The sequence below is a fragment of the Streptomyces sp. NPDC048696 genome, assembly GCF_043198895.1.
Taxonomy (GTDB): Bacteria; Actinomycetota; Actinomycetes; order Streptomycetales; family Streptomycetaceae; genus Streptomyces.
In genome coordinates this window covers 108,356-122,501 of the sequence record NZ_JBICVJ010000017.1, presented here as the reverse complement: position 1 = coordinate 122,501, position 14,146 = coordinate 108,356, and the positions used below count along the sequence as shown (strand labels likewise).

Here is a 14,146-nt window from a genome sequence, read left to right as displayed (position 1 = left end):
GATCAAGGGCGGCCGCCCGCCGCCGCACAGGCCGCTGGTGAGGACTCTCCCAGGTCAGCGGCCGCCCAGCGTGCGCTTGGGCCGGGGCTCCACCGGTTCGTCGCGGGCCTGGGCCCACAGCGAGCGGACATGGCCGAGGTGGCGGGCCATGCACTCCTCGGCGGCCTGGTGGTCGCCCGCCACCATCAGGTCCAGGAGCTCGATGTGCTCCTCGGCGGAGGAGATCAGCTGGCCGCGCTCGTCGAGCCGGGTGAGGCCGTACAGACGGGAGCGCTTGCGCAGGTCGCCGACGGTCTCGACGAGCCGTTCGTTGCCCGCGAGGCCGAGCAGCTGGAGGTGGAAGCGGCGGTCGGCGTCCAGGTAGCCGATGAGGTTGTGGTCGCGCGCGTGGGCGACGATCTCCTCGGCGACGGGCCGCAGTTCCTCCAGCTGCTCCACGGTGGCCAGCTGGGTCACCTTGCCGACCGTGGGCACCTCGATCATCGCGCGCAGCTCGGTGTACTGGTCGAGGTCGCGCTCGCTCACCTCGGTGATGCGAAAGCCCTTGTTGCGCACGGGCTCGACCAGGCCCTCGCGCGCGAGGTCGAGCATCGCCTCGCGCACGGGCGTGGCCGAGATGCCGAAGTCGGCGGCGAGGCCGGGCGCGGAGTACACGGAGCCGGGCCGCAGTTCACCGGCGACCAGGGCCGCGCGCAGGGCGTGGGCGACCTGGTCGCGCAGGCGTTCCTGCGCGGTGATGAGATTGCGCTGTTTCAGGTCGCCCATGGCACTTCCTCCGTGAATCCGCGGAGGCTCAGCGTACAATGTCACGTTGCTCCGCCGGGGGTCACAGCGCACGGTGCACTGCCGCCGCCACGGCCAGATCCTCCCAGGCCATGCCCACGCTTTTGAAGAGCCGGGGGCGATCCGGCGGCGGTGAGGTCCGCCCGGTGACGAGTTCGGCGAGCGTGCCCGCCACATGGTCGGGCCCGATCACGCCTTCGGCGAGCGGCACGAGCAGATCGCCCGCCTCGCGCAGGGCCGCCGCCCGCGACTCCACGTACACCGCCGAGCGCCGCACCAGCGCCGAGTCCGTCTCGCGGGCGTCCGCCTCGTGCGAGCCGACCGCGACCACGGCGGCCCGCTCCCCCACCAGCGCCCCGTCGAACAGCGGCTCGCGCGCGGTGGTGCAGCAGATGACGAGGTCCGCGTCCGCGACATCCTCCGGGGCGCCGCCGTCCGCCTCGACGCCGAGCGTACGGGCGTACGCCACCAGCGCGTCGACGGCCTCCCGGCGCCGGGACACCACGGTGAGCGAGGTCACCTTCCGTACTGCCAGGGCTGCTTGGAGATGTCCGTACGCCTGCGGACCCGCGCCGAACAGGACCAGGCGCTCCGCGTCCGGCTCCGCCAGGTGGTCGATGGCGACGGCGGAGACGGCCGGGGTGCGCAGGGTGGTCAGGGCCGCGCCGTCGAGGAGCGCGAGCGGCATCAGGGTCGCGCCGTCGAACAGCAGATAGCTGCCGGTGATCCGGGGCAGTCCGCGTGCCGGATTGGCCGGGGCGACGCCCGCGATCTTCACCCCGGCGTAGGTGCTGGAGGACGCGGGCATCAGCAGCAACTGTCCGGCGGGCACCGGGACATGGGTGCGCGCCGGGTCCGACTCGGGGTCGAAGCCGTCGCGCAGCACCGCCGCGATCGCCTCGGCGGCCGCCGCCGGGCCGAGCAGCCGCGTGATCTCGTCCGCGCCGATCGAGGGCAGCGGGGTGTCCGCAGGAGTCATGGGCCCCATCACAGCAGGAATCCGGCCGGGAACGGGTCGGACGGGTCCAGGAAGTACTGGGCCGTCCCGGTGATCCACGCCCGTCCGGTCACCGTCGGCACCACGGCCGCAAATCCGCCGACCGTCGTCTCGTCGACGAGGCGTCCGGTGAACTCGGTGCCGATGAAGGACTCGTTGACGAAGTCCCGGTGGAGCTCAAGCTCGCCCCGGGCGTGCAGCTGGGCCATCCGGGCCGAGGTGCCGGTGCCGCACGGGGAGCGGTCGAACCAGCCCGGGTGGATCGCCATGGCGTGCCGCGAGCGTACGGCGTCCGATCCGGGAGCGGTCAGATAGACGTGCTTGACGCCGCCGATCCCGGGGTTGTCGGGGTGCACCGGCCGGTCGGTCGCGTTGATCGCGTCCATGATCGCGAGCCCGGCGGCGAGCAGGTCGTCCTTGCGGGCCCGGTCGAAGGGCAGAGCGAGGTCGTCGAGCTGGACGAAGGCGTAGAAGTTGCCGCCGTACGCGATGTCATAGGTGACCGTGCCGTATCCGGGCACCTCCACCTTGCGGTCGAGCCCGAGGCAGAAGGCGGGCACATTGGTGAAGGTGACCGACTTCGCCTCGCCGTCCTCGACCCGTACGTCGACGCTGACCAGGCCCGCCGGGGTGTCGAGGCGGACCGTGGTCACCGGCTCGGTCACCGTCACCATGCCCGTCTCGACCAGCACGGTCGCCACCCCGATCGTGCCGTGCCCGCACATCGGCAGCAGCCCGGAGACCTCGATGTAGAGGACGCCGTAGTCGGCGTCCGGCCGGGTGGGCGGCTGGAGGATGGCGCCGCTCATCGAGGCGTGGCCGCGCGGCTCGTACATCAGCAGGGTGCGCAGGTCGTCGAGGTGCTCGATGAAGTGGAGGCGGCGCTCGGCCATGGTGGCGCCGGGGATGACGCCGACCCCGCCGGTGATGACCCGGGTCGGCATGCCCTCGGTGTGCGAGTCGACGGCGTGGTAGACGTGACGCGTACGCATGAAGTGCCCTTTCTTTGACGACAGTACGGAAGACGGCTACCGAAGACCCTCCGCCAGCGCCTTCTCGGTGGCCGCGCGCACGGCCGACTCCTGCTCCCCGGTGAGCGCGGCGCGCGGCGGACGGGTCGGGCCGCCGGGCCGTCCCGCGAGGTCCATCGACACCTTGATGGCCTGCACGAACTCGGTCTTCGAGTCCCAGCGCAGCAGCGGGTGCAGCGACTTGTAGAGCGGCAGCGCCACCTCCAGGTCACCGGCGACGGCCGCGCGGTAGAGGGCGGCGCAGGAGGCGGGCAGCGCGTTGGGATACCCGGCGACCCAGCCGACCGCGCCCGCCAGCGCGAGTTCAAGCAGCACGTCGTCCGCGCCGATCAACAGGTCGAGCTCCGGGGCGAGTTCGGCGATCTCGTACGCCCGGCGCACATCCCCGCTGAACTCCTTCACCGCCACGATGCTGGCGTCGCGGTGCAGTTGCGCGAGCAGCGCGGGGGTGAGATCGACCTTGGTGTCGTACGGGTTGTTGTACGCCACGACCGGCAGCCCGGCCCGGGCCACCTCGGCGTAGTGGGCACGGACGGCCGGCTCATCGGCGCGGTAGGAGTTCGGCGGGAGCAGCAGGACCGAGCCCGCGCCCGCCTCGGCGGCCTGCTCGGCCCAGCGGCGCGCCTCGGCGCTGCCGTACGCGGCGACCCCGGGCATCACCCGGCTGCCGTCGCCCGCCGCCTCGACGGCCACTTCGACGACGCGGGCGCGCTCCTCGTCACCGAGGGTCTGGTACTCGCCGAGGGAGCCGTTGGGTACGACGCCGTCACAGCCGTTGTCGAGCAGCCAGCGCACATGCGCCGCGTAGGCGTCGTAGTCGACGGACAGGTCCTCGCGCAGCGGCAGGGCGGTGGCGACCATGATCCCGCACCAGGGCAGCCGGGCGGAGGAGGAGCGGGCGGACTCGGCGGTCTGGGCAGACGTCATCGATGACTCCCTCGTGTGGTGTGTGACATTTTACTGTCGCTCGCATGGCGGCCACAAGGGCCGTACGGGGGTCATCGGACACTCACCCCCCGGATGGGTGTCCGGACAAGCGCGATCCCGCTCAGCTCACAGAGGCGGGCAGCCCCTCGGCGTCCACGCGCGCGAAGCGGTCGGGCCGGAACGGCCGCAGGTCGAGGGCGGGGCGCTGGCCCCGCAGCGCCGAGGCGATCAGCAGCCCGGTGCCCGGCGCGAGCCCGATGCCCGCGTCCTGGTGGCCGCAGGCGTGCAGCAACCCCGGCACCCGCGGGTCCGGGCCGATCGCGGGCAGCCGGTCGGGCAGACAGGGCCAGGAACCCCGGTAGGTACGGATGGTGCGGACGCCCGCGAGGAACGGGAAGAGCGCGGCGGCCCGGCCGGACAGGCGGTGCAACCCCTCCGCGGACAGCGGCCGTTCGCCGCCCGCGCGGCCGCGGGCGGCGCCGATGAGGATCTGGCCCGACGCCGTCGCCTCGATGGCCGCCGAGCCGCCTTCGCGGTCGGCGCCGTACACCCGCTGCCGTACGACACGCGGCAGCGGTTCGGTGACCAGGAGGAAGCCGTGCCCGGGCCGCACGGGCAGGGTGGCGCCGGCGAGCTCGGCGACCTCGCCGCCGCGGATTCCGGCGGCGTTGACGACGGCGGGCGCCAACAGGTCGCCCTGCGCGGTGCGCACCCCCCGCACCCGGCCGTCCGGGCCGAGCAGGACCTCCCGGGCCTCCTCGCCGAGTCTGATCTCGGCGCCGAAATGGCGTGCCGCGCGCAGGAGTTGGGCTGCCGCCCGCACCGGGTCGACCTGGGCGTCCTGCGGGTAGTGGACGGCGCCCGCGAGGTCCGGGGCCAGATACGGCTCCAGGTCGTACATGCGGTCGGGCGTGACCTCTCGCGCGTCCACGCCCGCTTCGCGCTGCCGCGCGGCGAAGGCGCGCAGCGCCGCGAGAGCGGCCTCGTCGGGCGCCACGACGAGACCGCCCCTGCGTTCGTACTCCGTCTCCGGTGGGAGGACGTGGGCGAGGTCGCGCCAGAGTCGGGTGGACAGCAGCGCGAGGTCGAGCTCGGGACCCGGCTCCTTGTCGGAGACGAGCAGATGGCCTTCCCCCGCACCCGTGGTGCCGCACGCGACGGGGCCGCGGTCGACCACGGCGACACCGAGCCCGGAGCGGCCGGCGTAGTACGCGCAGGCCGCTCCGACGACTCCGGCGCCGACGATCACGGCGTCCAGGGGGTGTCTCTTGGGCACCACAGTAATATGTCACATTCTTCTGACGCGGCCAAGGGCCGGAGCGGTCGGTGTCGCCCCGGCCCCCGGGTTCCCGGCGTCAGCTGCGCAGCGGGCCCTCGCAGCTGTAAGTGGACGTGCCGCCCTGCTTGTTGGCCCAGATGTCGACCGTGCCGAAGTAGCAGTTCATGTCGGCGAAGTTGTTCGCCGCGTTCCCCGCCCGGTCGAGGAGGAAGGAGTCGACGGTGCCGGACATGTCCTCGAAGACCTGGTCGGCGTCGTTCGCGTCGGCGAGGCGCGCGGTGATCCTGCCCGTACAGATGAAGCGGTGCTTGCCCGGGTCGCCGTTGTCGACGCAGTCGGGGTTGCTGTAGGTGGCTTTGGCGAACGCCTTGCGGACGTCGGACGCCCGGGAGTAGCGGAGCTTGGCGTTGGGGGTGTACGTCGTGTGGGGCACGTACAAGGTGTCCACCTTGGCTATCTGCTCGTCCAGGAACGTGTCGTACGCCTTCTGGATCTCGGCGTCGTGGCCCATCCGCTCGCGCCAGGCGTCGAAGCCCTTGGGGTCGTCGGCGCGCAGATAGCCGTACATCTCCCGCAGCAGCGACGGGTGCTCGTTCCACAGGAACTCGAAGAACGTGCCCGCGTAGTTGTAGAAGCGGAAGCCGTCGCCGTCGTACGTGGAGTGCAGCAGCTGCTCGACGCTCATGCGCGGGCCGCCGTTCGCGGTGTCCGCGATGACACCCTTGACCAGCGACTTGCGCACGGCGATGCCGTCGTCGCGGGTACCCCCGTCGAAGAACTCGGCGGTCCCCTCGACCATGGCGGTGGTGCGGTCGCCGGTGAACCAGGCGCCCTGTCCGAACAGCCCGGGCACCGCCCAGCGGCCGTTGAGGTAGTGCGTGTACTCGTGCCGGAAGAGCTCTTCGAGGGTGAGCGTGGAGTCCTGCGGGACCCGGCGCTGATACGTGTAGAACGTGGCGCCGTCCTCGATGTACATACCGCCGTTGTTGGTCGAGTAGCCGGTGAGGAACGGCTGGAAGACCTCGTAGTCGGCGCGCGAGGCGTACAGGTGGATGTGGAGCGTGGAGTTGGTGTCCCCCGCGAGCGGCTTGTCGGTGCCCAGCACCCGGAAGAACTGCGTCTTGACCTGCTTGCTCGCGTAGTAGAGCTGGTCGACGGTGGCCCGGTCGAGGGCGGTGCGGACCTGGATGGCGCCGTTGTCGTAGCTGTACGTGTGGGTGAACAGCTGCTTCTCGACCTGGTCCTTGCACACGTTGAAGGCGGCGCAGTCGCCGTAGAAGTTGAGCCAGGTGGCGAGCGACATCCAGGGCGCGCTCATCTTGCCGAAGCTCTTCTCGGCGGCCGGCAGCAGCGTGCCGAGGTCGGGGACGATCGCGCTCTTGAGCGAGTCGATCTGACCGAAGCGGCCGTACTCCGACAGGGCGTCGCGCGGCACCCACTCATTGGCCGTGCCCTTGAGGTGGGTGTAGCCGGAGAAGGCGCGGAAGGCGGCGCGGTAGGCGGGGGCGGCGGCCACGGCGGTCCGGAACGCGGTGTCGTTGTTGCCCGGGTAGATACCGAGGTAGTTCACCGAGAGCGCGGCGAGCACGGGACCGGACCAGTCCGCGTTGGTGGCGCTGGCGGACCCCGGCGCCATGGTCGCCAGCACCCGCTGGATCAGCGGCAGTTGGTACTGGCGAAGGCCGGGCGCGCTCGCCGCGTACAGCGCCTCGCGCAGGGTCTGGGCGTTCGTCGAGGTGACGTCGAAGGTGTGCGCGGCGGAGCCGAGCGCGTCGACGGCCTGGCGTATCGCCGCGAGCGTGGGCGCGTCGCTGATGTCGACCTCGTCGTGCGAGAAGTCCTGGTACGCGACCGCGTGCAAGTAGGTGAACAGCTCCAGGAGGTGACTGCTGTTCCTGCCGTCGTGGGTGGCGGCGAGGCTCGCGGCGCGGTTGGCGACGGCCTGGACGTGGGCCCGCGACATGACCGGCGCCAGACGCGCGTCCCAGGTCCAGATGAGCCCGCGCAGACAGCCGTCGGCGGTGACGGCCGGGTCGGTGAGGAAGTCGGCGAGCCCCTGCGGGGACAGACCGGTGACGCCGTCGAGGGTGCAGGCGACTCCGGCCGCGCGCAGCGGGGTCCGGGTCGGGGCGGCCGCCTTGGTCTGCGGGCCCGCGACGCGGCCGTCCCCCAGGCCGCCCGGGGCGGGCAGCGGCTTGGCCGTCTGCTTGACGGCCTTGCCGAGGTGCTGCACCTCGTCGAAGGGGTTGGCTTCCTGGCCGGTGGCGGGGGCGGTGCGCCCGGCGAGGGCGGCCGGGAGCGCCCGGGAGGCGTCCGCCTTGGCGGTGTTCGGCTGTGCGTGCGCGCCCGGGGCGAACTGCCCGGCGGTGACGAGCAGGGTCGCCGCGACGGCGGCGGAGAGCAGGGGCTTGCGCACGGATCTGAGCTGGGACAGCTGGGACACCGAAGTCTCCTGTGTGGGAGGTGAAATGGGGGGTGGCGCTGCGGTGCGGGGAGGTACGGCGCTGCGGCTCGCAGCGATGGTGCTGGTCAGGCCGTGCCAGATGGATTTCCGGAGCTCATACGGCACTTGGGGGACTGACGAGCCGTAACGTGAGCTGTAACATAGTAATGTGAAATTGCACTGACAACCCCTGTGCATCACTCCTTTCCCCGCCCGTTACCCAGGGAGCCGCTGATGACCGCGACACCGGCCCGCCCCAACACCCCGGCCCGCCTCCACACCGGCAGCCATGACCTCCCCGTTTCCCCGGAGTTGGCCGCCTTCATGGCCGCCGACTGGGCGCCCTCGCCGCTGCCCGCCGACGCGCGCGTGGCGGGGTTCTCCGTCACCCCGGCCCGCCGCGCGCGGCTGTCCGCCCGCTTCCCCGGGGAGCGGCTGATCGTTCCCGCCGGCGAGTTGAAGGTCCGCTCCAACGACTGCGACCACCGCTTCCGGCCGCACAGCGCGTACGCCTGGCTGACCGGTCTGACCGGCGAGGACCAGGTGGGCCACGTCCTGGTCCTGGAGCCGTCCGGGCCGCACGGCCACGAGGCGGTGCTGTATCTGCGCCCGCGCTCACCGCGCGACGGCGTCAGCGACGAGTTCTACCGCGACCGGCGCTACGGCGAGTTCTGGGTCGGCCGCCGCCCCGACCTCGCCGAGACCGAACGCCTCACCGGACTGCGCTGCGCCCACCTCGACGAGCTGGGCCCCGGCGGCCGCGACGCCGCCACCGACCCGGAACTGGCGGCCGCGCTCTCCGAGTTGCGCCTGGTCAAGGACGCCTGGGAGGTCGAGCAGCTGCAACTCGCGGTCGACTACACCACCGACGGGTTCGAGGACGTCGTGCGCGCCCTGCCGAAGGCCTTCTCCCACGCGCGCGGTGAGCGCTGGCTGGAAGGCGTCTTCGGCCTGCGCGCGCGTGCCGAGGGCAACGGCACGGGGTACGACACGATCGTCGCTTCCGGCGCCCACGCGTGCGTGCTGCACTGGATCCGCAACGACGGCCCGCTGGATGCGTCCCGCCTGCTGCTGCTCGACGCGGGCGTGGAGACGGACACCCTGTACACCGCCGACATCACCCGCACGCTCCCCCTCTCCGGCCGCTTCTCCCCCGTACAGCGCCAGGTGTACGAACTCGTGCTCGCCGCCCAGGAAGCGGGCATGGCGGCGCTGCGGCCCGGCGCGAGCTTCCGCGACTTCCACCGCGCGGGGATGCGGGTCATCTCGGAGGGGCTGACCGAGTGGGGCGTCCTCAAGAGCCCGGACGGCGATCTGCACCGGCGCTACACCCTGTGCAGCAGCGGCCATATGCTCGGCCTCGACGTCCACGACTGCGCCAAGGCGCGCACCGAGACCTATCTGGACGGCGTCCTGGAGGAGGGCCAGGTGCTCACCGTCGAGCCGGGCCTCTACCTCCAGCCCGACGACGAGACGCTCCCCGCCGAACTGCGCGGCATGGGCGTCCGCATCGAGGACGACCTAGTGATCACGGCGGACGGCGCCCGCCTGATGTCGGGCGCGCTGCCGCGCACGGTGGCGGGGATCGAGGAGTGGATGGGGACGCTGTTGGAGGGGTGACGGGAGAGGCGGGAGCCTTGATGCGGGCGCGGGTCCGGGTGCGGATGCCGGTGCGGGTGCGGATGCCGGTGCGGGTGCGGATGCCGGTGCGGGTGCCGGTGCGGGTGCCGGTGCGGGCGCCGGTGCGGGCGCGGGTCGGGGCGGTTGTCATGCCTCGGCCCAGACGTTCACTCCAGCATCGCGAACCCGTCCAGTTCCACCATCGCCTGCTCGTCCCAGAGCCGTACGACCCCGATCACGGCCATCGCCGGGTAGTCGCGCCCGGCCAACCGGCGCCAGATGCGGCCGAGTTCGTGGGCCTGAGCGCGGTACTCGGCGACGTCCGTGGCGTACACGGTGACCCGGGCCAGGTCGGCGGGGGTGCCACCGGCGGCGGCCAGGGCGGCCAGGAGGTTGGTGAGCGCGGTCCGGAACTGCTCGGGCAGCGTCTCGCCGACCACCTTGCCGTCCGCGTCGAGCGCGGTCTGCCCGGCGAGGAAGACCACCCGGCTCCCGGTCGCGGTGACGGCGTGGCTGAAGCCGGTGGGCGGGGAGAGCTCGGCGGGGTTCACCCGGTGCAGGCTCATCGGTACAGCTCCTTCGCGATGATGGTGCGCTGCACCTCGGTCGCACCCTCGTAGATGCGCGGCGCGCGCACCTCCCGGTAGAGGTGTTCGAGCAGATGGCCGCGTTGCAGCGCCCGCGCGCCGTGCAGCTGGACGGCCGCGTCGACGACGTACTGGGCGGTCTCCGTGGCGAGCAGCTTCGCCATGGCCGCGTACTTGGGAACCTCCGCCGCGCCCCGGTCGTACGCGGCCGCCGCCCCGTACACCAGCAGCCGCGCCGCCTCCGTGCGCGTCGCCATCTCGGCGACCTGGTGCGCGACCGCCTGGAGGTCCTTGAGCGGGCCGCCGAACGCGGTGCGGCGCGCGGTGTGCGCGACGGTCGCGTCCAGCGCGGCCTGCGCCATGCCGACCGCGAACGCGCCGACGCTCGGCCGGAACAGGTTCAGCGTGCCCATGGCGACCCTGAATCCCCGGTCCGGCTCGCCGAGCACGTCGTCCGCGCCGACCCGCACGCCGTCGAAGGTGAGCGCCCCGATCGGGTGCGGCGAGAGCATGTCGAGGGCGGCGCCGCCGAGCCCGGGGCGGTCGGCGGGGACCAGGAAGGCGGTCACTCCGCGCGCGCCGGCCCCGTCCGTCGTGCGGGCGAACACCGTGCAGAAGTCCGCCTCGGGCGCGTTCGAGATCCAGCGCTTCTCGCCGCTCAGGCGCCAACCGGCGCCGTCCGGCTCGGCCTTGAGGGCGAGGGCCGCGGCGTCCGAGCCCGCGTCCGCCTCGCTCAGCGCGAAGGCGGCGACGGCCCGGCCGCTGGTGACCTCGGGCAGCCAGCGGGCGCGCTGCGCCTCGGTGCCGTGCGCGGCCACGGGGTGGGCGCCGAGGCCCTGGAGGGCGAGCGCGGTCTCCGCCTCGGTGCACGCGTACGCCAGTGACTCGCGCATCAGACACAGGCCCAGCGCGCCGGAGGTGAACAGTCGCTCCAGCAGACCCAGCTCGCCGAGGGCGGCGACGAGTGGCCGGTTGACGCGCCCCGGGTCACCCTTGTCGACGAGGGGACGGAGCCGCTCCTCGGCCGTGCCGCGCAGCCGTGCGCACCACTCCAGCTGTTCCGGCTCCAGCGCGAATGCGGGCATGGCGGCCCCTCTCGTCTCGCGTCCAGTCTCGCTGTGGTCCGCGCCGCGCGCCCCTGTGTCCCGCTCTGACCGCGCGTGTTCCCCCTACCCCACTCCTATCGCGAACCGTTGACTGTCGTCATCCAAACGATACGCTCCAGATGCGACAAGGGGGCGATCCCGTATGGAGCTGAAGACCTCAGCGCATGCCGACACGTTTTCCCGCGACCATCTGCCGCCCGCCGATCAGTGGCCGGAACTGGTCTTCGACCTCCCCGAGCTGCGCTACCCCGAGCGGCTCAACTGCGGCGCCGAGCTCCTGGACCGCACGATCGAGCGGTTCGGCGCGGACCGGCCCGTCTTCCGCACCGCCGAGGGCGGTCTGTGGACGTACGGGGAGCTGCGCGGCCGGGTCGACCGGATCGCCCACACCCTCACCAGCGGCCTCGGCGTGGTCCCCGGCAACCGGGTGCTGCTGCGCGGGCCGACCACGCCGTGGCTGGCCGCCTGCTGGCTCGCGGTGATGAAGGCGGGTGCGGTGGCCGTGACCGTACTGGCCCAGCAGCGGGCGCACGAGCTCGCCACCATCTGCGAGATCGCCCGGATCGAGCACGCCCTGTGCGACGCGCGGTCGCTGGCGGACCTGGAGCGGGCCGCCGTTCCGGGCCTTCGCGTCACCCCCTACGGGGGTGACGGCGGCGACGATCTGCTGCGGCTCGCCGACGCGCGCGTGCCGGACACCCCGTACACCGCCGTGGCCACGGCCGCCGACGACGTCGCCCTGATCGCCTTCACCTCGGGCACCACCGGCCGCCCCAAAGGGTGCATGCACTTCCACCGGGACGTGCTGGCCATCGCGGACACCTTCGCCCGCCATGTGCTGCGGCCAGAGCCCGACGACGTCTTCGCGGGCAGCCCGCCGCTCGGCTTCACCTTCGGCCTCGGCGGGCTCGTCGTCTTCCCGATGCGGGCGGGCGCCTCGTCGCTGCTGCTCGAACAGGCCGGTCCCCAGCAGCTGTTGCCCGCGCTCGCCCGCCACCGGGTCTCCGTCCTGTTCACCGCCCCGACCGCCTACCGGGCGATGCTGGACGAGCTGGACGGATACGACGTGGGGGCGCTGCGGCGCTGTGTGTCGGCCGGCGAGAACCTGCCCGCCGCGACCTGGCGCGCCTGGCGGGAGCGGACCGGGCTGAGCATCATCAACGGCATCGGGGCCACCGAACTGCTGCACATCTTCATCTCGGCGGCGGACGACGACATCAGACCGGGCGCCACCGGCAAGCCCGTGCCGGGGTGGCACGCGCGCGTGGTGGACACCAAGGGTCAGCCGGTGCTCGACGGCGAGCCGGGCCTGCTCGCCGTGCGCGGACCGGTCGGCTGCCGCTATCTGGCCGACCCCCGCCAGTCGGAGTACGTCAAAGGAGGCTGGAACCTCACCGGGGACACCTATGTGCGCGAGCCGGACGGCTACTTCCGCTATGTGGCCCGCGCCGACGACATGATCATCTCGGCCGGTTACAACATCGCGGGCCCGGAGGTCGAGGACGCCCTGCTGCGCCACCCGGATGTGGTGGAGACGGCGGTGATCGGCCGCCCGGACGAGGCGCGCGGACAGGTGGTCGTCGCCTACTGCGTGCTGCGCGAGGGCGTGGTGGCGGGCGAGGCCACGGCCGGGCTGCTGCGCGACCATGTGAAGGCCGAACTCGCCCCGTACAAGTGCCCGCGCGAGGTGGTGTTCCTGGACGCGCTCCCCCGGACGCCGACCGGCAAGCTGCAGCGCTTCCGGCTGCGGGCCCTAGAGTGATCACGTGGCCGAGCAGCACACTCCCCGATCCCTGATCGTCACCCTCTACGGCGCGTACGGACGCGAGAAGGAGGGTTCCCTCGCGGTCGCCGAGCTGATCCGACTGCTCGCCGCCGTCGGCGTCGACGCGCCGTCCGTGCGGTCGTCGGTGTCCCGGCTCAAACGGCGCGGGCTGCTGGTGCCAGAGCGGACCACCGCGGGCGCCGCCGGGTACGCGCTCTCCGCCGACGCGCGCCAGCTGCTCGACGACGGCGACCGCCGCATCTATCCGCACCCGCGGCCACGCGCGCGTGAGGGCTGGGTGCTGGCCGTCTTCTCGGTGCCGGAGTCCGAGCGCAACAAGCGCCATGTGCTGCGCTCCCGCCTCGCGGGGCTCGGCTTCGGCACGGCGGCGCCGGGTGTGTGGATCGCCCCCGCGCGGCTGTACGAGGAGACCCGGCACACCCTGGAACGGCTCCAACTCGCGCCGTACGTCGATCTGTTCCGGGGCGAGCACCTGGGCTTCGCACCGACGGCCGAGGCGGTCGCCCGGTGGTGGGACCTGGCGGCGATCGCCAAGCAGCACGAGGAGTTCCTGGGCCTGCACGAGCCGGTGCTGCGGGGCTGGGAGACGCGCGCGCACACCTCGCCCTCGGCCGGGGTACCTCCCGAAGAGGCCTACCGGGACTATCTGCTGGCCCTGGACTCCTGGCGCCGCCTGCCGTACGCGGACCCGGGCCTGCCCACCGCGCTGCTGCCGCCCAACTGGCCCGGCGAGCGCTCGGCGGAGGTCTTCCGCCGACTGCACACCAAGCTGCGGGACGCGGGCGCGGCGTTCGTGCAGGGACCTGACGCCGCCGTGCAGGGACCTTCCGCCAGCGAGGAGGGGCCCGACACCACCGTCCGGGGGCCTTCCGCCACGGACACGATCTGACGGATCAGGGCGGGCGCGCCCGAAGGCGAGAGGGCAGGGCGAGCCGGAAGCCACTGCCGTCGGCGAACGCGACCGTCGTACTCGTCGTCGCGCTGCGGGTCACGACGACGAGGGTGACGGAGTGGCGTCCCTACAGGTCGAACTCGGCCGGGGGCAGGTCCAGCGTGTAGCAGGCCTCGCGGACGACGGCCTGCTCGGTCTTGTCGAAGTCGCCGTCGGCGCCGCCGATGACGATGCCTATCTGGATCACCGCGCGCGCCTCGGCGGGCTTCTTCTTCGCCTTGGCGACCTCCTGGAGCACGCTGACCTTGCCGAAGTCGAAGTCGGCGGTGAGCTTGTTCAGGTAGTCGTCGAAGCGGCGCTGAAGGTCGTCGGCCGGGAAGTTCTGCAGCACCTCGTTGGTGGCGATGAGCTGGGCGACCCGGCGACGCTCGGAGGGGTCGACGGTGCCGTCGGCGGCCGCGACGAGGGCGCACATCGCCATGCTGGCGTCCCGGAACGCCCCGCTCTTCAGGTCGTTCTTCTTGGCCACGAGCTGCGTCTGCATCGTCGACGCGGACTCCTTGAAGCGGTCCCACAGGGCCATCGGTACTCCATCTGCTTTCGCTGGTCACTTCTACAACGCTGTGGAAACTCATGGAGCGGCCGAATGGTTCCCACGGCGCGGCACATGCCGTGCCCTTTGCCGCGTCAGGTGC

At 72.5% G+C, this 14,146-nt stretch carries 12 protein-coding genes; 3 read left to right on the top strand and 9 right to left on the bottom strand.

The genetic code is table 11. The features are described from left to right. Window positions 1–54 precede the first annotated feature (54 nt). The 6 genes from ACGFRG_RS30115 to ACGFRG_RS30090 all read right to left on the bottom strand — a co-directional run bounded on the left by ACGFRG_RS30115 (window position 55) and on the right by ACGFRG_RS30090 (window position 7,451). Window positions 55–765 carry a GntR family transcriptional regulator gene (locus tag ACGFRG_RS30115; RefSeq protein ID WP_361426325.1) on the bottom strand — a complete coding sequence of 237 codons (711 nt, stop codon included), beginning with the start codon at window positions 763–765 and terminating at the stop codon, window positions 55–57. A 61-nt stretch (window positions 766–826) separates the two neighbouring features. Next, complete coding sequence (locus ACGFRG_RS30110) at window positions 827–1,762, bottom strand: ornithine cyclodeaminase family protein (protein ID WP_393268955.1); 936 nt, start codon at window positions 1,760–1,762, stop codon at window positions 827–829. 8 nt (window positions 1,763–1,770) lie between these two features. Continuing rightward, window positions 1,771–2,772: a proline racemase family protein gene (locus ACGFRG_RS30105; protein ID WP_361426319.1), complete on the bottom strand. Its 1,002-nt coding sequence runs from the start codon at window positions 2,770–2,772 to the stop codon at window positions 1,771–1,773. A 36-nt stretch (window positions 2,773–2,808) separates the two neighbouring features. Continuing rightward, a complete protein-coding gene (locus tag ACGFRG_RS30100; RefSeq protein ID WP_393268950.1) occupies window positions 2,809–3,738 on the bottom strand; it encodes a dihydrodipicolinate synthase family protein in 930 nt (309 codons plus the stop codon). Window positions 3,739–3,859: 121 nt separating this feature from the next. Beyond that, the gene (locus ACGFRG_RS30095; RefSeq protein ID WP_393268947.1) at window positions 3,860–5,014 is read right to left on the bottom strand and encodes an NAD(P)/FAD-dependent oxidoreductase; all 1,155 of its coding nucleotides are present in this window, start codon (window positions 5,012–5,014) and stop codon (window positions 3,860–3,862) included. 79 nt (window positions 5,015–5,093) lie between these two features. Further along, window positions 5,094–7,451, bottom strand: coding sequence for a collagenase (locus ACGFRG_RS30090; RefSeq protein WP_393269008.1), 2,358 nt, complete (start codon window positions 7,449–7,451; stop codon window positions 5,094–5,096). A 243-nt stretch (window positions 7,452–7,694) separates the two neighbouring features. Between ACGFRG_RS30090 and ACGFRG_RS30085 the strand changes: the two genes are divergently transcribed. Continuing rightward, window positions 7,695–9,080, top strand: coding sequence for an aminopeptidase P family protein (locus ACGFRG_RS30085; protein ID WP_393268944.1), 1,386 nt, complete (start codon window positions 7,695–7,697; stop codon window positions 9,078–9,080). A gap of 167 nt (window positions 9,081–9,247) precedes the next feature. On the opposite strand, the gene ACGFRG_RS30080 is transcribed toward ACGFRG_RS30085, so the two are convergent. Together ACGFRG_RS30080 and ACGFRG_RS30075 are read right to left on the bottom strand one after the other, a co-directional pair. Beyond that, window positions 9,248–9,646: a RidA family protein gene (locus tag ACGFRG_RS30080; protein WP_361426307.1), complete on the bottom strand. Its 399-nt coding sequence runs from the start codon at window positions 9,644–9,646 to the stop codon at window positions 9,248–9,250. Continuing rightward, a complete protein-coding gene (locus tag ACGFRG_RS30075; RefSeq protein WP_361426304.1) occupies window positions 9,643–10,752 on the bottom strand; it encodes an acyl-CoA dehydrogenase family protein in 1,110 nt (369 codons plus the stop codon). Before ACGFRG_RS30075 ends, ACGFRG_RS30080 begins: the two co-directional genes overlap by 4 nt. Before the next feature lie 163 nt (window positions 10,753–10,915). On the opposite strand from ACGFRG_RS30075, the gene ACGFRG_RS30070 reads away from it, so the two are divergent. Then, window positions 10,916–12,535, top strand: coding sequence for an AMP-binding protein (locus ACGFRG_RS30070; RefSeq protein WP_393268940.1), 1,620 nt, complete (start codon window positions 10,916–10,918; stop codon window positions 12,533–12,535). A 4-nt stretch (window positions 12,536–12,539) separates the two neighbouring features. After that, window positions 12,540–13,448 (top strand): PaaX family transcriptional regulator C-terminal domain-containing protein, encoded by a 909-nt coding sequence (locus tag ACGFRG_RS30065; protein ID WP_361426298.1) that lies wholly within the window; start codon window positions 12,540–12,542, stop codon window positions 13,446–13,448. A gap of 130 nt (window positions 13,449–13,578) precedes the next feature. On the opposite strand, the gene ACGFRG_RS30060 is transcribed toward ACGFRG_RS30065, so the two are convergent. Beyond that, entirely contained in the window at window positions 13,579–14,034 is a 456-nt protein-coding gene (locus tag ACGFRG_RS30060) for a TerB family tellurite resistance protein (RefSeq protein WP_361426295.1), read from the bottom strand. Window positions 14,035–14,146: the final 112 nt, after the last annotated feature.

What these genes read in the sequence shown, in the direction of transcription:
- ACGFRG_RS30080 (WP_361426307.1), bottom strand. Translation starts at nt 9,646, where the DNA reads ATGAGCCTGCACCGGGTGAACCCCGCCGAGCTCTCCCCGCCCACCGGC.
- ACGFRG_RS30115 (WP_361426325.1), bottom strand. Translation starts at nt 765, where the DNA reads ATGGGCGACCTGAAACAGCGCAATCTCATCACCGCGCAGGAACGCCTG.
- ACGFRG_RS30085 (WP_393268944.1), top strand. Translation starts at nt 7,695, where the DNA reads ATGACCGCGACACCGGCCCGCCCCAACACCCCGGCCCGCCTCCACACC.
- ACGFRG_RS30070 (WP_393268940.1), top strand. Translation starts at nt 10,916, where the DNA reads ATGGAGCTGAAGACCTCAGCGCATGCCGACACGTTTTCCCGCGACCAT.
- ACGFRG_RS30075 (WP_361426304.1), bottom strand. Translation starts at nt 10,752, where the DNA reads ATGCCCGCATTCGCGCTGGAGCCGGAACAGCTGGAGTGGTGCGCACGG.
- ACGFRG_RS30110 (WP_393268955.1), bottom strand. Translation starts at nt 1,762, where the DNA reads ATGACTCCTGCGGACACCCCGCTGCCCTCGATCGGCGCGGACGAGATC.
- ACGFRG_RS30060 (WP_361426295.1), bottom strand. Translation starts at nt 14,034, where the DNA reads ATGGCCCTGTGGGACCGCTTCAAGGAGTCCGCGTCGACGATGCAGACG.
- ACGFRG_RS30105 (WP_361426319.1), bottom strand. Translation starts at nt 2,772, where the DNA reads ATGCGTACGCGTCACGTCTACCACGCCGTCGACTCGCACACCGAGGGC.
- ACGFRG_RS30100 (WP_393268950.1), bottom strand. Translation starts at nt 3,738, where the DNA reads ATGACGTCTGCCCAGACCGCCGAGTCCGCCCGCTCCTCCTCCGCCCGG.